This is a genomic window from Streptomyces sp. yr375, assembly GCF_900110755.1.
Lineage (GTDB): Bacteria > Actinomycetota > Actinomycetes > Streptomycetales > Streptomycetaceae > Streptomyces.
This window is the reverse complement of record NZ_FOFF01000010.1, coordinates 100814-116213: the sequence shown is the minus strand read 5'-3', so window position 1 is coordinate 116213 and position 15400 is coordinate 100814. Positions and strand designations below refer to the sequence as shown.

The 15400-nt window shown below is 71.4% G+C and carries 15 protein-coding genes; 11 read left to right on the top strand and 4 right to left on the bottom strand.

Annotated features, from left to right (window positions below):
• Positions 1-28: 28 nt before the first annotated feature.
• Positions 29-625, top strand: coding sequence for an RDD family protein (locus BMZ82_RS13540; RefSeq protein WP_143098852.1), 597 nt, complete (start codon positions 29-31; stop codon positions 623-625).
• Positions 626-666: 41 nt separating this feature from the next.
• The gene (locus BMZ82_RS13535; RefSeq protein WP_256251896.1) at positions 667-1074 is read left to right on the top strand and encodes a hypothetical protein; all 408 of its coding nucleotides are present in this window, start codon (positions 667-669) and stop codon (positions 1072-1074) included.
• Positions 1075-1123: 49 nt separating this feature from the next.
• Here the strand turns inward: BMZ82_RS13535 and BMZ82_RS13530 are convergent, their stop codons facing one another.
• Both BMZ82_RS13530 and BMZ82_RS13525 read right to left on the bottom strand, forming a co-directional pair.
• Positions 1124-2362 (bottom strand): maleylpyruvate isomerase N-terminal domain-containing protein, encoded by a 1239-nt coding sequence (locus BMZ82_RS13530; RefSeq protein ID WP_107487660.1) that lies wholly within the window; start codon positions 2360-2362, stop codon positions 1124-1126.
• The gene (locus BMZ82_RS13525; protein WP_093775244.1) at positions 2359-2949 is read right to left on the bottom strand and encodes a sigma-70 family RNA polymerase sigma factor; all 591 of its coding nucleotides are present in this window, start codon (positions 2947-2949) and stop codon (positions 2359-2361) included. Before BMZ82_RS13525 ends, BMZ82_RS13530 begins: the two co-directional genes overlap by 4 nt.
• A gap of 355 nt (positions 2950-3304) precedes the next feature.
• On the opposite strand from BMZ82_RS13525, the gene BMZ82_RS13520 reads away from it, so the two are divergent.
• Positions 3305-3685, top strand: coding sequence for an STAS domain-containing protein (locus BMZ82_RS13520; protein WP_093775242.1), 381 nt, complete (start codon positions 3305-3307; stop codon positions 3683-3685).
• A 189-nt stretch (positions 3686-3874) separates the two neighbouring features.
• The gene (locus BMZ82_RS13515) at positions 3875-4387 is read left to right on the top strand and encodes an EF-hand domain-containing protein (RefSeq protein ID WP_093775240.1); all 513 of its coding nucleotides are present in this window, start codon (positions 3875-3877) and stop codon (positions 4385-4387) included.
• Between the two features lie 19 nt (positions 4388-4406).
• Here BMZ82_RS13515 and BMZ82_RS13510 read toward each other — a convergent pair whose 3' ends face one another.
• The gene (locus BMZ82_RS13510) at positions 4407-5903 is read right to left on the bottom strand and encodes a class I adenylate-forming enzyme family protein (RefSeq protein ID WP_093775238.1); all 1497 of its coding nucleotides are present in this window, start codon (positions 5901-5903) and stop codon (positions 4407-4409) included.
• A gap of 245 nt (positions 5904-6148) precedes the next feature.
• On the opposite strand from BMZ82_RS13510, the gene BMZ82_RS13505 reads away from it, so the two are divergent.
• From BMZ82_RS13505 to BMZ82_RS13485, 4 genes are all read left to right on the top strand, one after another.
• Positions 6149-7342 (top strand): amidohydrolase family protein, encoded by a 1194-nt coding sequence (locus tag BMZ82_RS13505; RefSeq protein WP_093775236.1) that lies wholly within the window; start codon positions 6149-6151, stop codon positions 7340-7342.
• 41 nt (positions 7343-7383) lie between these two features.
• Positions 7384-8517 carry an acyl-CoA dehydrogenase gene (locus BMZ82_RS13500; protein ID WP_093775234.1) on the top strand — a complete coding sequence of 378 codons (1134 nt, stop codon included), beginning with the start codon at positions 7384-7386 and terminating at the stop codon, positions 8515-8517.
• Positions 8518-8537: 20 nt separating this feature from the next.
• Positions 8538-9434, top strand: coding sequence for an acyl-CoA dehydrogenase family protein (locus tag BMZ82_RS13495; protein WP_093775232.1), 897 nt, complete (start codon positions 8538-8540; stop codon positions 9432-9434).
• A 616-nt stretch (positions 9435-10050) separates the two neighbouring features.
• Positions 10051-10614, top strand: coding sequence for an ATP-binding protein (locus BMZ82_RS13485; RefSeq protein WP_093775228.1), 564 nt, complete (start codon positions 10051-10053; stop codon positions 10612-10614).
• A gap of 430 nt (positions 10615-11044) precedes the next feature.
• Here the strand turns inward: BMZ82_RS13485 and BMZ82_RS13480 are convergent, their stop codons facing one another.
• Positions 11045-11971: a cyclase family protein gene (locus BMZ82_RS13480; protein WP_093775226.1), complete on the bottom strand. Its 927-nt coding sequence runs from the start codon at positions 11969-11971 to the stop codon at positions 11045-11047.
• A 102-nt stretch (positions 11972-12073) separates the two neighbouring features.
• On the opposite strand from BMZ82_RS13480, the gene BMZ82_RS13475 reads away from it, so the two are divergent.
• From BMZ82_RS13475 to BMZ82_RS13465, 3 genes are all read left to right on the top strand, one after another.
• Positions 12074-12991, top strand: coding sequence for an SDR family NAD(P)-dependent oxidoreductase (locus BMZ82_RS13475; protein ID WP_093775224.1), 918 nt, complete (start codon positions 12074-12076; stop codon positions 12989-12991).
• Positions 12992-13096: 105 nt separating this feature from the next.
• A complete protein-coding gene (locus BMZ82_RS13470) occupies positions 13097-14254 on the top strand; it encodes an acyl-CoA dehydrogenase family protein (protein ID WP_093775222.1) in 1158 nt (385 codons plus the stop codon).
• Positions 14254-15315 (top strand): alcohol dehydrogenase catalytic domain-containing protein, encoded by a 1062-nt coding sequence (locus BMZ82_RS13465; protein ID WP_093775220.1) that lies wholly within the window; start codon positions 14254-14256, stop codon positions 15313-15315. Before BMZ82_RS13470 ends, BMZ82_RS13465 begins: the two co-directional genes overlap by 1 nt.
• The last annotated feature ends 85 nt before the right edge of the window (positions 15316-15400 follow it).

The window sequence follows — 15400 nt, the reverse complement described above, 5'->3', positions numbered from 1 at the left end:
TCGCGAGGGCGTGGAGGGTGTCCCCTCCATGGTCGCCAGGGCGATGGGGCGGGATTGGTACCGAGAGCATCTGGATGGCATGGATCCGGTGCGGGGCGTACGGCCTGAGGGGGCGTTGGTCGAGTACGTCGTTGATGTGGGTGCAGTGGCGGGCGCGACCGGGAATCCGGTGCTCGTGCTGGCCCCGGACGGGCGCAGGATCGCGGCACGCGTGGTGGACACGGTGATCGCGACCGTGTTCGCGTGCCTCGGCTTCTTCGTGGAGGCCGCCTCGACCGACGGCGTCGCGCTCGTGGTTCTCCTGCCGGTGGGGTTCGTGGCCGGTGGGCTGCTCTATTACCTGCCCCTGGTGCACTGGTGGGGCACGACCGTCGGCAAGCGGATATTCGGGCTGCGGGTTGCCCGGCTGTGGTCGGACGGGACTCTTCCGCCGTCGTGGAAGGACACGTTCATCCGGGAGTTCGACCGGGGTGCCTTCCTCGCGATTCCCGTGCTGAACCTGCTGGTCGGCGCGATCCTGCTGGCGTACATGGTGAAGGACCGGGGGGCGTATCACCAGAGCAAGTCCGATCGCGCCGCCCGGACGGTTGTGGTGCGGTGGCCGGCGTATGCAGGAGGGAACTGATGGGGGACGGAGTGAAGGCAGTTCGGCGTTCCGTGGGGACGGTGACTGTGGTGGATGTGTTGCTGCGCTGGGTCTGGATTCGGCGGCGTACGTCCGCGCAGGACATCGAGGACTTCAGGAACGGGCAGCCGTTTCAGGTTGTGGGGTTCACCAAGAGCATCGGCGGGGCGGCCGTCGCCTCGATCGGCAGGGGCAAGGAGATCGTGCGGCTTCGGCAGGGATACCTGCGTCTTGCCGTGGGGGACGCGCCGGTCTGGACCGATCGTCGGGGAGGGCGGAGCGTGGCCCTGAGGCCGCCCTTCCGGCTTGAGCCTACGGGCGAGAAAATGCCCATGGCGCCGAAGTTCGAGCGCTATGAACTGGCCACGGCCGACGGGACGTACGACGTGGCGGTTCCGAAGAAGGACGGCGCGCTGGTGCGGTTCGTCTTCGGTGCGGCGCGGGGGTGAGGGGCCCCTCGGGGTCGGTGACGGCGTGTTTCGCCGCACGGCGTCGCTCTCACATCCGGCTCAGTGCCGCTGCCGCGAACAGTACGTCTCTGATCGCGTCTCGGTCTCCGAGTTGGCCCGCCGCCGCTTCCTCCGGGGAGACGTGGCCGGCGGCCAGGCGGCAGAATTCGACGTCGTCCAGGGCTACGTGGGCCACCTCGTGGGCGGCGGAGCCGACCGCGCCGGGGGAGTCCAGGGGGATCAGCCACTGGCCGCCGCCCGAGCCCTCGATCTCCAGGCGGAGGCTGCGGCCGGGGCGCCCTGCGGTCACCAGGTGGCGGGTGGACGAGGGGGTGGCCAGGCCGGCTCGGCGGCGGGCCGCGAGGGTTTCCGGCAGCATGCGCGCGGCCAGGTCGATCATGCTGTGCAGGTGGCGCGGGGCGGGCGGCGCGTAGGGGTAGTGGACCGCGTCCGCGATGTCCTCGGCGTGTACCCAGCACTCGAAGGCGCGGTCCAACATCGCGTCCCGCAGGGGGAGTTCGAAGTCGCCGTACGAGACCGGCAGGGTGCCGGGGCCGTCGCCGGTGAAGGACACCGTGCGGACGAGGGCGTGGGTCTGTTCGCGCCAGGGGGCGCGCACGGAGCGGGTGGGCGGGTAGTGCGAGCCCGTCCAGAGCGCCTCCGTGCGTTCCGCCGGGCCCTCCCTGTCCTCCCTGTCCTCCCCCTGTCCAGTTGTCTGTTCCGTCGTCCCTTCCGGCGTTCCGTCTTGTGGTTTTTCTGCGGCTGCCATCGGGTCGTCCAGGCCCAGGGCCGCCGCTACCAGGCCGTCCACGGCCAGTAGGTGGGCGATGACGCCTGCGACGGTCGTGCGGCGGTATGTCTCGCCGTCGCCGCGGAACCAGCGCAGCCGTACGGGCGCGTGCCACTCGGCGTCGCCGAAGTCCTGGAGGAGGGCGTCGAGCCGGGCGGTCTCGGCGTCGTACGGCGTCGCCCAGGACGGGACCGGGATGCGGGGCGGGCGGCGGCCCAGGCAGGAGTCCAGGACGCGGGTGCGCAGGCCGGGGTCGAGGTCGAGGCTTTCCGGGCGCTGGAGCAGGCCGACCGCCTCGCGCAGTCGCCGTGCCTCGTCGGCGCAGGCTCCGCAGTCGCCGAGGTGGTCCTCGACGGCCGCCGTCTCCTCGGCCGAGCAGGCGGCCAGCGCCCACGCGCCCAGCAGGGCCTTGAGCACCGGGTGCTCGAGCCGGAGCGGTTGCGGGGCCGCCGCCTGCTCGCCGTCGTGCCGCGGCGCGTGGTCGGTCGGGCCGGTCACGCCGCACCTCCGTAGCCGGGCGGTGACCCTGGGGGCGCGGTGTCGTGGGCCGTGGAGAGGAGTTGCAGGCCGAGGCGCAGGCGGCGGCGGGCCTCGTCCTCGGTGACGCCGAGGTCGGCCGCGGTCTGGCGGTAGTCGCGGCGCTGGAAGTAGGCCAGTTCCAGGGCGGCGCGCAGCGGGGCGGGCATGGCCTGGACGATGTAGTCGGCGCGGGCGGCGACGGAGGCGTGGCGCACCCTGCGCTCCAGTTCCTCGGTGGCCGCGGCGGAGCCGTGGCTGGTCTCGGCCAGCGCGGCGGTCTCGGTGGCGCGCAGTCGCTGCACGGCGAGGCGGTGCGTCAACGCGGCGACCCAGGTGCGCAACGGGCCCTGCTTGGGGTCGTAGGCGTCGGGGTTCTCCCAGACGTGGGCGAAGACCTCGCGGGTGACGCCGTCGGCCGCCCCTTCGTCTCCGAGCACGCGGTGGGCGAGACCGTGCACGAGGGAGGCGAAACGGTCGTACAGCTCGCCGAGGGCGGCCGCCTCACCGCGTGCGAGTCGCTGCTGCATCTTGCGGTCCCAGCGGGGCGGTGCGTCCTTCTTCGCCATGCGGCCCCCTCACCCCTGCCCATGCCTGCACTCGTGCCCGTACCTGTGTCCGTGCGTGTACCTGTGTCCGTGCTTGTGCCCAGACTGCGTCCACCGTCACCTCGAATGTAGTCGGCACGTCTGACAACGCACGCCCCTTTGTTTCAAAGCACGCCCCGGGGCCGCGAGCACCTGGTATGGGCCGCGCCTACCCGACAGTTACAGATCGAACCGGACTACATGTGACGGAAACAAGCCTCTTTCCCTTCGTTTCCCTTCCTTTCGGTTTTTGCTTCGGTGTTTCGGGGCACAGCCGCTGGGCAGCCGCGCTGCAAGGAAGCGAAGGGGCAGCTTCCGTTCACAGCGAGCGAAAGGCGTGGTGGTGGCCTTCAAAGTGACCGGCGGCGAGCAGGGCGGATGGGCCGTGCTCCACGTGTCGGGCGAGCTGGACCTGGTGACGTCGCCGGCGCTGCGTCAGCGGGTGCACGACGAGGTGGCCGAGGGCCGCCACAGTCTCGTCCTGGACCTCTCCGAGGTGTACTTCTGCGACTCCAGCGGCGTCGGTGTCCTCATCGCCGCCCGCCGTCTCATGCGCTCCTGCCGGGGACGGCTGCGCCTGATCCTCCCCGCGCGGGGCGCGGCCGAGGACTCCCACGTCAACCGGGTCCTGGGCGCGCTGGGCGTCCGCCGCCTCTTCGACGTCTACGGCGACCTCGAGGCGGCGCTGGACGAAGGGACGGAGCCGCTCTCCGCCTGAGGGAGGAGCCGCTCTGTGCCTGGGGAGGAGCCGCACTCCGCCAGAGGGTGGCGTGTGCGACACCCGCGTCCCGGAATTCCCCCGGTCTTGACACAGCCGTCACCTTCTCGCTGCCGGGGCGTCGCCGGCGTCGTACGCTCCTGACCTGAAGCATCCCCCCCGCGACGACGTAAGGCGGCCCGAGAAGACATGGTCAGCAGTGAGTACGAGCGCAGGATCGCCGCCCGGTTCGCCACCTTCGACCGGGTCGGCAACGGCTACATCGACCGGACGGACTTCAGCGCGGCGGCCAAGGCGCTGCTCGCCGAGTTCGCCACCGCGGCCCGTTCCGACAAGGGGCAGGCCCTGTACGCGGGCGCCGAGGCGTTCTGGCAGGGCATGGCCGGCATCGCCGACCGGGACGGCGACCAGCGCATCACCCGGGAGGAGTTCGTGGGCGGCGCGGTCAAGCGCCTGCACGACAACCCGGAGCGGTTCGCCGAGATCGCCCGCCCCTTCCTGCACGCGGCCCTGGACATCGCGGACGCCGACGGCGACGGCCGGGCCACGGTCGACGACACCGTACGGGTCCTGAGGGCCCTCGGAGCCCCCGACGAGGTCGCCCGGACGGCCGCCGCGGCCCTCGACGCCGACGCGGACGGCAAGGTCGGCGAGGCCGAGATCATCCCCGCCTTCGCCCGCTACTTCACCGTCGCCGAATAGCGCTGACCCCGAACAGTTCTCACCCCGAATAGCGCTCACGGAGCTTGTACTTCAGCACCTTCCGGAGCGTCTCGTTGCGCGGTAGGGCGTCCACCACCTCCAGCCGCTCCGGCAGCTTGTGGACGGACAGCCCGGCCGCGCGCAGATACGAGGTCACCGCCGCCAGCGTCAACGGCTCCCCCACCCCTTCCACCACCGCGCACACCAGCTCCCCGCGCTCCGCGTCCGGCAGGCCGATCACCGCCACGTCGCCGACGGACGGGTGGGCGGCGAGCAGGTCCTCGATCTCCTTGGCCGACACGTTCTCCCCCTTGCGGATGATGACGTCCTTCAGCCGCCCGGTGAGGACGAGGTGCCCGCTGTCGGTCATGCGCCCCAGGTCGCCGGTGCGCAGGAAGCCGTCCGCGTCGAAGGCCTCGGCGGTCTGGGCGGGGTCCAGGTACCCCTGGCACACCGCCTCGCCGCGCAGTCGTACCTCCCCGCCCGCCGCGACGCGTATCTCCATGCCCTCGGGCGGTCGCCCCTCCGTCGTCGCGAGGTTCTCCGGGGTGTCGTCCGGCGCGCCCATGGTGATCATCGGCACCTCGGTCATCCCGTACCCGTGCGTGAGCTGCACGCCCAGCTCGCGCACGACCGCGTGGTACACCTCCGGCGGCTTGGGCGCTCCGCCGCCCGCGAGGAGCCGCAGCGAGGGGATCACGGGGACGCCCGGCCGCTTGCGCTGCTCGGCGAGGAACATCGAGTAGAACGCCGTCGACCCGCCCGCGACGGTCACCCCGTGCCGCCGGTACTCCGCCAGCGCGTCCGGCAGCGCGAAGTGCTCGAACATGACTGCCGGGAAGCCGTACAGCAGGAGCATGACGGTGTAGTCGGGGCCGGCGATGTGGGCGTACGGGAACGCCATCGAGCCCACGTCGTCGCCGGACAGGCGCAGCGCGTGCGCGAGGCACGACCCGCCCGCGATCAGCGAACGGTCGGTGTGCAGCACGCCCTTGGGGTCGCTGGTGGTGCCCGAGGTCCAGTAGATCCAGCGGACCGAGGTGCCCTCGGCGGGCGGGGCGGGGAGGCCGGCGGGATCGCCCTCGGGGAGGTCGTCGTACGCCTCGAAGACGCCCTTCGCGCCCAGCCTGCGGGCCATCTCGGTGTGGTCGAAGCCCCGCCACACGCCCGGCACCGCGAAGAACTCCGCCTTCGACTCGCGCAGCGCGAAGCCGACCTCGCGGTCGCGGTAGAACGGGATGACGGGCGACTGCACGGCCCCCAGGCGGGCCAGCGCGAAGGACAGGACGGCCGTTTCGAGGCGGGTGGGCAACTGCCAGGCGACGACCGTGCCTGGGCGTACGCCCAGGTCGTACAGGCCTGCCGCGACCCGCTCGGCGCTCGCGCGCAACGCACCGAAGGTCAGCGCGCGCTCCTCCTGGAGGAGGACGGGGCGGTCGGGGGTGAGGTCGGCACGGCGCGCGAGGAGGTCCCAGAGGGTGCGGGACGAACTCAGCTCATGGGCGGTGTCGTTCACGGCGGCCCCCTGCCGGTGACTGACGGACAGATGACCGACCGGCAGGTAACTGACGGGCAGTCAGATCGTGGGCAGAGCGTAGGGCTGGTCGGCTTGTCGGTCCATAGTCGCGGGGCTAGCCTTCCAGGGAAGCCATATCTGACGGTCCATCAGAAACCGTGTCCGTCAGAAACCACCATCAGAAACCGTGGCTCGCGAACCGGAACGAACCGGAACGAACCGGAACCTCAGGCCGGAGGGGACCCATGACGGAACTGCCCCGCATCATCAGCGTCGACGACCACGTGATCGAGCCCGCGCACCTCTTCGCGACCTGGCTGCCGCGCAAGTACCGGGACCGGGGCCCGCAGCCCCTCACCGCCGGGATCGGCGAGCTGGCCTACGTCGCCGGGAAGTACCGGATCACGATGGACCCGGACGGCCAGCCCACCGACTGGTGGATCTACGAGGACCTGAAGTTCCCGTACAAGCGCAACATCGCCGCCGTCGGGTTCGACCGGGACCAGATGACGCTGGAGGGGATCACCCGGGAGGAGATGCGGCGCGGCTGCTGGGACCCGAAGGCGCGGCTGGCCGACATGGATCTCAACCATGTCGAGGCGTCCCTCTGCTTCCCGTCCTTCCCGCGTTTCTGCGGGCAGACGTTCGCCGAGGCGCACGACAAGGAGGTCGCGCTGGCGTGTGTGCGCGCCTACAACGACTGGATGGTCGCGGAGTGGTGCGGGGGCAGCGGCGGACGGCTGATCCCGCTGTGCCTGATCCCGCTGTGGGACGTCGGTCTGGCGGTGGCGGAGATCCGGCGCAACGCGGCCCGTGGGGTGCGCGCGGTGACGTTCTCCGAGATCCCCAGCCATCTGGGGTTGCCGTCGATCCACTCCGGGTACTGGGACCCGTTCTTCGCGGTGTGCGAGGAGACGGGGACGGTCGTCAACATGCACATCGGTTCGTCGTCGCAGATGCCGGCCGCCTCCCCGGACGCGCCGCCGGCCGTCCAGGCGTCCCTGTCGTTCAACAACGCGATGGCCTCGATGATGGACTACCTGTTCAGCGGGGTCCTGGTCCGCTTCCCGCGCCTCAAACTCGCCTACTCCGAGGGCCAGATGGGCTGGATCCCGTACGCCCTGGAGCGCGCCGACGACGTGTGGGAGGAGCACCGCGCGTGGGGCGGGGTCAGAGACCTCGTCCCCGAGCCGCCGTCGACGTACTACTACCGGCAGATCTTCTGCTGCTTCTTCCGCGACAAACACGGAGTGGCGTCACTCGATGTGGTGGGCCGCGACAACGCGACCTTCGAGACCGACTACCCGCACGTCGACTCGACCTTCCCGCACACCAAGGAGGTCGCCCTCGACCACGTCAAGGGCCTCGACGACGAGACGGTCTACAAGCTGATGCGGGGCAACGCGATCCGCATGCTGGACCTGGACCTCGACAAGTAGCCGGGTCGGGGATCGAGGATTTGGGGATCAGGGGGCTTGCCATGGATCTTTCCGACAGTGCCGAGGACGCCGAGTTCCGGGCCCGGCTGCGGGAGTGGCTCGGCAAGGCGCTGCCGACGCTCCCGCCGCAGCCGTCCCCGGACGACTGGCCCGCCCGCCGCGCCTACGACCTCGGCTGGCAGCGCACGCTTTACGACGCCGGGTACGGCGACGTCCACTGGGGCGCCTCCCCGACCGTCCGGCTGATCTTCCTGGAGGAGACGGAGAAGGCGGGCGCGCCCTATGTGGGGGCCGGTTTCGTCGGGCTGCTGCACGCCGGGCCGACGATCGCCGCCGAGGGGACGGCCGGGCAGCGGGAGCGGTGGCTGCCGCCGATCCTGCGCGGCGAGGAGGTCTGGTGCCAGGGCTTCAGCGAGCCCGACGCCGGGTCCGACCTCGCGGCGCTGCGCACGCGCGCGTGGCGCGACGGCGACGACTACGTGGTGAGCGGCTCCAAGATCTGGACCTCGCACGCGGAAGTCGCCGACTGGTGCGAGCTGTTGGTGCGCACCGACCCGGACGCCCCGAAGCACCGGGGCATCACCTGGCTGGCGATGCCGATGGACGCCCCGGGGATCACCGTACGGCCGCTGCGCACGCTCGCCGGGTCGGCCGAGTTCGCCGAGGTGTTCCTCGACGAGGTGCGGGTACCGGTCGGCAACCGGGTGGGCGAGGAGAACGACGGCTGGCGCGTCACGATGGTGACGCTGTCCTTCGAGCGCGGCACCGCCTTCGTGGGCGAGGTCGTCGCCTGCCGCCGCGTGCTGGGCGAACTCGCCCGCGAGGCACGGAGCGACGGCCGCTGGGACGATCCCGCCCTACGGCGGCGGCTGGGCCGCCTCAACGCCGAGTTCCGGGCGCTGTGGCGGCTGACGCAGTGGAACGTGAGCGAGGCGCAGACCACGGGCGGCCTGCCGGGCGTAGCGGGTTCGGTTTTCAAACTGAGGTACTCGCAGGCGCGCCAGGAGCTGTACGACACCGCCGCCGACGTCCTGGGCGACGCCTCCCTGGACCTCGACCACCCCTGGACCCGCGACCGGCTCTCCTCCCTCTCGTACACCATCGCGGCCGGCACCTCGCAGATCCAGCGCGACATCGTGGCCGAGCGGATCCTCGGCCTCCCGAAGGGACGGTGAGGGGTGGTGAACTCTCCGCCATGCGTTTTCAACTGACGGAGGATCAGCGGGCGCTGCGGGACGGGGTACGGGGGCTGCTGGCGCGCCGCTTCGACCGTACGGCGCTGCGGGCCGCCGTGGACCGGCCGGGGCGGCTGGACCGGGCGCTGTGGCGGGAGCTGGGGGCGGCCGGGTTCTTCGCGCTGCGGCTGCCCGAGGCGGCCGGCGGCGTCGGACTCGGGCTGCCCGAAGCGGTGTTGGCCTTCGAGGAGGCGGGCCGCGTCCTGCTGCCCGGGCCGCTGCTCGCCACCCACCTCGCGGCGGGACACGTGCCCGGCGCGGCCGACGGCGAGACGGTCGTCGCCGCCGTCGACGGCGGCGGGCTGGTGGAGTGGCTCGCGGCGGCGGACGTCGTACTAGGCGACGCGGGAGGGGGTGCGGGCGAGCCTGTGCGGGTGCGGTCGGTGGATCCGTCGACGCCGCTGCACCGGGTTCCGGGCGCGGTGGTCGCCGTGGACCCCGTCGCCGTCCTCCTCACCGCCGCCGAGCAGCTCGGCACGGCCACGCGCGCGTGCGAGCTCGCCGTGCAACACGCCCGGACGCGTGAGCAGTTCGGGCAGCCGATCGGTGCCTTCCAGGCGGTCAAGCATCTGTGCGCGGAGCTGCTGGTACGGGTCGAGGTGGCCCGCGCGGCGGTCTACGCGGCCGCCGTCACCGCCGACCCGGCCGACATCGCGGCCGCCCGACTCCTCGCCGACGAGGCCGCCGTACGCGGCGCGCGCGACTGTCTACAGGTGTACGGCGGGATGGGGTTCACCTGGGAGGCGGACGTACACCTCCTGCTCAAACGGGCCTGGGTGCGCACCCGACGTGCGGGCGGCGGCACGGAGAGTGAGGAACTGCTCGCCGCTGACCTGCTGTCAGGAGCGGGCCGCTGAGGGTTTTTTGGCGGTGTTTCACGACGTCAGGCGGCGTCGGAAGGCGGCTGCCTGCGGTGTTGGGCCGGGTGTGGGACGGGGGGCCGTACCGGCGGCCATGCGGGCGGTCGTACGGGTGTCGCGGATTGTGGCATACCGGAATCACTGAGCGTTGATATCGGGTTGTGTCCGATGCGTGACCCGTCACGGGGCGGAGTCGGCGGGTCGCTCCGGTACCTTCTGTGAGATGCGAGTGGTTCCGAGCATGAGCCATGCCGGCGGTACCCCTGGGGTGAAGCCGGATCCGGCGGTGCGCGCCGCCACTCGCTGGGCGGACGGGCGACCGGCCCCCGCCTGTTCGACTCTTCGCAACGAGCGTCGCACAGTATCCCGCACGGGTACTCCTTCGCGCTGGAATATGCCCGAAGCGCTTGTTGAGGTGACTGTAGGTCAACCAAGCTGTCTCGTAAGGGATTCACGTTCCGTCACGCTGCCTCTGGCTGTTGTTCTGGCCATGCAGAAAATGGCTACGATCGTGGCCCCCGTCGTCATGGTGCACACGCGGCTCGCGTGGCTTGCGTGGCGCACGGCCATGTGTCCGCCGGTTCGGATGGTGTGAGCGGTGCAGGTGCTTCAAGTGCAACTGGAGATCCGGCCCGACCCCGCTGAGGTGGGGCGCGCCCGCAGGTGGGCCCGTTCGCGGCTCGCCGGGTCCGGGATAGGAGACGAGGAGCCGCTCGCCGAGACGTTGATCCTGCTCGTCTCCGAGTTGGTCACCAACGCCGTCGTGCACACCGGCTGTCCGGCCGTGCTGCGGCTCTCCCTGCCGGGCGGCGGGGCGGTGGTCGACGGCTCGGGCGAACCGTCCATCGTCCGCCTGGAGGTGGCCGACACCAGCGGCCGGGCCCCGGTGCCCCGGTGCGCCGGTGACGAGGCGACCGGCGGCCGTGGCCTGGCCCTCGTGGACGGCCTCGCGGACCGCTGGGGCTGGAGCGTCGAGGGCGCGGGCAAGCGGATCTGGTGCGAGCTGGACCGCTGCGCCGGCCCCGGCCCCGGTAAGGCCGAGCCCGGCAAGACCGTGGCCGATGCGGCGGCTGCCGCTGCGGCGGTCAATGCCGCGCTGGGCAGGGCTGTGGCGGGTCGGGGGCAGGCTTGTGAGGGGCTCGAAGGGTTCGAAGGGTTCGCCTTCGAGGTCGTCTGAGGTGGCTGGTGTCGGAGGTTCGGCAGGGCGGGGGCACGGGAGCAGAAAGCGCTCTCGGCCTTGGCCGGTCCGGGGTCGGTGCGCCCGCTGTGCTTCCGTGCGCGCCCACCGCAAAGGGTGCGTAAGTGATAAATCCCCGTTCGGGTGTTGACGCGTCGTGTTCATGTGATCACGCTTGTGCTCAGCGATTCGCCGTGAGGGGACGGCGAGGGCTTCGGTGACGGAGGCCCTCGGCGAGTGTGGGTCGTGATTCGGCGTCGGTTCCCTCAGGGCCGAGGGGGGTCGGGGTCGGACGCCGGAGGCGGATGGCGGTGTGCGGTGCCGTGCTCGGGGCGGGCGCTGCGCACCGCCAGCCGACGTTCAGGGTCTTTCGCGGTCCGGTGTGGTCCGGTGTGGTCCGGTGCGGTCCTTGGTCGGAGAACGGTGACGGTCAGAGAACGGCGACGGGGGCCACCGGAGTTCCCGTTCCGCCGACGAAGGGTTCGGGCATCGCCGACAGCAGGAACGCGTAGCGGCCCGCTTCTCCACAGGCTGTGGACAACTTTTCGAGATTCCAGTTCTGGCCCTGCAACATTCCCATCTCCACGAGGTCGAGCGCGTGCACGGGCAGCCACAGGTCGTCGATCTCGGGCGGGAAGATCTCGAAGGTCAGGGTGTCGTTCGCCACGGCGGCCACATCGCGCGCGTGGAACCACTCCGGGGTGCGCACCGACAACCCCGGCGAGGGGAAGCCGTACCCCTGCTTGTCGCCGGCCAGATAGATCTGGACCTGTCCGGTCCGTACGAGCACGATGTCGCCGGCGCGCACGCGCGTACCGGCCAGTTCCTCGGCCGCGTCCAGGTCCTCCGGTGTGACCGCGTGACCGCCCGCCAGCCGATCGACGCCACGCGCGCGTGCCACGTCCAGCAGCACCCCGCGCGAGACGACGTGCCGCGCCTTGTCGATGCCGCCGAACTCGGCACCGCCGTGCGCGGTGATACTGGCCGCCGGACGGCCGTTGTAGAGCTTCCCCGAGTGCGAGACGTGGGTCAGCGCGTCCCAGTGGGTGCCGGCCTGGAGGCCCATCGTCACGGCGTCGTCGCTGCACGCCACCGTGCCCGGGCCGAAGATCTCCCGGTTGATCTGCACCATGGTGTGCAGCGGGTTGATCCGGCCCGGGATCATCCCGGTCTGCACGCCGTCCTCCCGCAGGGGCAGCGCGAGCGGGACGCGGCGGCCGGTGCGGACCTCGGCGACGGCCGCGCGGACGACGTCGTCGGTGACCAGGTTCAGCGTGCCGATCTCGTCGTCGGCCCCCCAGCGCCCCCAGTTGTTGACGCGCTTGGCGATGTCGTGGAACTCGACCGGCAGTGTCATTCCATGCCTCCCCGGGGCTTGTCCCTGACCGGCTGACGGGTCAATCTAGTCCTCGCATCTCAAATCTAACGGTCCGTCAGAAACTGTGGGAGGGGGCCGGGCATGGGGAACTTCTTGGCCGGCAAGGTCGTCGCCGTCACGGGCGCGGGGCGCGGCATCGGACGGGCGGTGGCACTCGCGGCGGCGGCGGAGGGCGCGCGGGTCGTCGTCAACGACTACGGCGTCGGCGTGGACGGGGCCGCGCCCGTGAGCGGGATCGCCGAGGCCGTCGTCAAGGAGATCGAGGCGGCGGGCGGCGAGGCCGTCGCCGTCGCCGACGACATCTCGACCATGGCGGGCGGTCAGCGGCTCGTCGACGTGGCGGTGGCGTCGTACGGCCGGGTCGACGGGGTCGTGTGCGTGGCCGGGATCCTGCGCGAGCGGATGCTGTTCAACATGACCGAGGAGGAGTGGGACCCGGTCGTCGCCACCCATCTGAAAGGCACGTTCACCGTGTTCCGGGCGGCCTCGGCGGTGATGCGGAAGCAGGGCGCGGGGACGTTGATCGGTTTCACCAGCGGCAACCATCAGGGGTCGGTGTCGCAGGCCAACTACAGCGCTGCCAAGGGCGGGATCATCTCGCTCGTACGGAGCGCCGCGCTGGGCCTGCACCGGTACGGGGTGACCGCCAACGCGGTCGCTCCCGTCGCGCGTACGCGGATGTCGGCCGGGGTGCCCATGGAGTTGGCGGAGATCGGGGAGCCGGAGGACGTGGCCGCGCTGGTGGTGTACCTGCTGTCCGAGCGGGCTCGGGAGGCGGGGGTGACGGGGCAGGTGTACACGGTCGCCGGGCCGAAGATCGCGGTGTGGGCGCAGCCTCGGGAACTCCGTTCGGTTTATGCGGACGGGGTGTGGTCGCCCGAGCGGATCGCGGAGGTGCTGCCGGGGAGTGTGGGGGTGGATCCGATGCCGATGCTTGCGCGGGTGGAGGAGATGCGGCGGGCTGCGGCGGATGGGGAACGGCCTAACGCCGCCCAATAGCTCGGGTGTGCTTGTGGGTCGGCGGGTGCGGGCTCGTCGTGGCTGGTCGCGCAGTTCCCCGCGCCCCTGGGTGGGGTGGGCTCGCCGTTGATCGAGGAGGGCACCGTGGATTTCGGTTTTACGTCCGCCGACGACTCGTTCCGTGCCGAAGTGCGGGGCTGGCTCGAGGAACATGTTCCGCTTGCATCGGGTGACCGGCGTTCTTGGGAGCGGGTGCTCGGGGCCGCCGGGTGGATCGGGCTCGGGTGGGGAGAGGGCGGGTACGGGAACCGGACCGGCTCCCTCACCCAGCAAGTCGCCTGGGCCGAGGAGTATGCGCGGTCGGGGGCGCCGGGGCGGTCCGGGCACATCGGGGAGAACCTGTTCGCGCCCACCCTTCTCGCGCATGGCACGGACGAGCAGAAGGCGCGGTTCTTGCCGACGGTTGCCGCTGGGGATGAGTTGTGGTGTCAGGGGTACAGCGAGCCGGGGGCCGGGTCGGATCTTGCCGGGGTTCGGACGCGGGCCGAGCTCGATGGTGACGGGCGGGTTTATCGGGTCAGTGGGCAGAAGATCTGGACCTCGCTCGCCCATGAGGCCGACTGGTGTTTCGTGCTGGCCCGTACCGACCCGGAGTCGACGCGGCATCGCGGGCTGAGTTTTCTGCTCGTGCCGATGGATCAGCCGGGGCGGATCGAGGTGCGGCCGATCCGGCAGTTGACCGGGACCAGTGAGTTCAACGAGGTCTTCTTCGAGGGGGCGCACGCGCGCGTGGAGCATGTCGTGGGCGCGGTGGGCGACGGCTGGCGGGTCGCGATGAGTCTCCTCGGCTTCGAACGCGGCGTGTCGACCCTCGCCCAGCAGATCGGCTTCGCCGCCGAGTTGGGGCGGGTGGTGCGTACGGCCGTGGAGACGGGGGCCGCCGACGACCCCGTCGTACGGGAGCGGTTGGTGCGGCTGTGGGCCGAGTTGCGGACGATGCGGTGGAACGCGTTGCGGACGCTGGGGGGCAACGGCGGGCCGGGTGCGCCGAGTGTGGCCAAGCTGCTGTGGGCGGGCTGGCATCAGCGGCTGGGGGAGGTGGCGGTGCAGGTGCGGGGGGCTGCGGCGGGCGTCGGGCCGGTGGACTGGTCGCCGTCCTCGCCGTACGAACTCGACGACGCGCAGCACCTGTTCCTGTTCTCGCGGGCCGACACGATCTACGGCGGCTCGGACCAGATCCAGCGCACGATCATCGCCGAGCGCGTGCTCGGCCTGCCCGGAGAGCGCAAGGGGGGCGTCTGATGCGTGGCGTGGTGTTCGACGGGAAGCGGGCGGAGGTCGTCGACGATCTCGTCGTACGCGATCCGGGGGCCGGTGAGGTGCTGGTCGCCGTCGCGGCGGCGGGGCTGTGTCACAGCGATCTGTCGGTCGTGGACGGGACGATTCCCTTCCCGGTGCCCGTCGTCCTCGGGCATGAGGGTGCGGGGGTGGTGGCGGCGGTCGGTTCAGGGGTCACGCATGTCATACCTGGGGACCATGTGGCGCTGTCCACGCTCGCCAACTGCGGTGCCTGCGCGGAGTGCGACCGGGGCCGGCCGACGATGTGCCGGCAGGCCATCGGACGGCCGCAGCGGCCGTTCACGCGCGCGGGGAGCCCGGTGTACCAGTTCGCGGCCAACTCCGCGTTCGCCGAGCGGACGGTCGTCAAGGCCGTACAGGCGGTGCGGATCCCGAAGGACATCCCGCTGACGTCCGCCGCGCTCATCGGGTGCGGGGTGCTGACGGGCGTCGGGGCGGTGCTCAACCGCGCGCGCGTGGGGTACGGGGAGAGCGTCGTCGTCATCGGGACCGGCGGGGTCGGGCTGAACGTGCTCCAGGGGGCGCGGATCGCGGGCGCGCTGCGGATCGTGGCCGTCGACGCGAACCCGGCGAAGGAGGCGGTGGCCCGGCGGTTCGGCGCGACCGACTTCCTGACCTCGACGGACGGGGTGCGGGAGGTGCTGCCGACGGGCGCGGACCATGTCTTCGAGTGCGTGGGGCGCGTCGAGCTGATCCGGACGGCGATCGAACTGCTCGACCGGCACGGCCAGGCCGTGCTGCTCGGGGTGCCGCATGCGACCGCCGAGGCGTCCTTCGTCGTCTCGTCCCTGTTCCTGGACAAGTCGATCCTGGGCTGCCGTTACGGTGCCTCGCGGCCGCAGCGGGACGTCGCCCTGTACGCCGAGCTGTACCGCGCGGGCCGGCTGCTGCTCGACGAACTCGTCACGCGGACCTATCCGGTCGAGGACTTCGAGAAGGCGGCGGCGGACGCGGAGGCGGGGCGGGTGGCACGGGGGGTGCTGACCTTCCGCGAGGGATGCTGACATTCCAGGTGAAAGTATGATTCCTATGACAAGGGGTCTACAGTGGAACCGCTTGGAGGAGGCCCCTCGGCAGGCCGGTTCGCGG

Bases quoted from the DNA above. Each gene is read 5' to 3' on its own strand.
- BMZ82_RS13495 (WP_093775232.1), top strand. From the start codon at position 8,538: ATGCGTTTTCAACTGACGGAGGATCAGCGGGCGCTGCGGGACGGGGTA.
- BMZ82_RS13500 (WP_093775234.1), top strand. From the start codon at position 7,384: ATGGATCTTTCCGACAGTGCCGAGGACGCCGAGTTCCGGGCCCGGCTG.
- BMZ82_RS13480 (WP_093775226.1), bottom strand. From the start codon at position 11,971: ATGACACTGCCGGTCGAGTTCCACGACATCGCCAAGCGCGTCAACAAC.
- BMZ82_RS13475 (WP_093775224.1), top strand. From the start codon at position 12,074: ATGGGGAACTTCTTGGCCGGCAAGGTCGTCGCCGTCACGGGCGCGGGG.
- BMZ82_RS13505 (WP_093775236.1), top strand. From the start codon at position 6,149: ATGACGGAACTGCCCCGCATCATCAGCGTCGACGACCACGTGATCGAG.
- BMZ82_RS13525 (WP_093775244.1), bottom strand. From the start codon at position 2,949: ATGGCGAAGAAGGACGCACCGCCCCGCTGGGACCGCAAGATGCAGCAG.
- BMZ82_RS13465 (WP_093775220.1), top strand. From the start codon at position 14,254: ATGCGTGGCGTGGTGTTCGACGGGAAGCGGGCGGAGGTCGTCGACGAT.
- BMZ82_RS13515 (WP_093775240.1), top strand. From the start codon at position 3,875: ATGGTCAGCAGTGAGTACGAGCGCAGGATCGCCGCCCGGTTCGCCACC.
- BMZ82_RS13540 (WP_143098852.1), top strand. From the start codon at position 29: ATGGTCGCCAGGGCGATGGGGCGGGATTGGTACCGAGAGCATCTGGAT.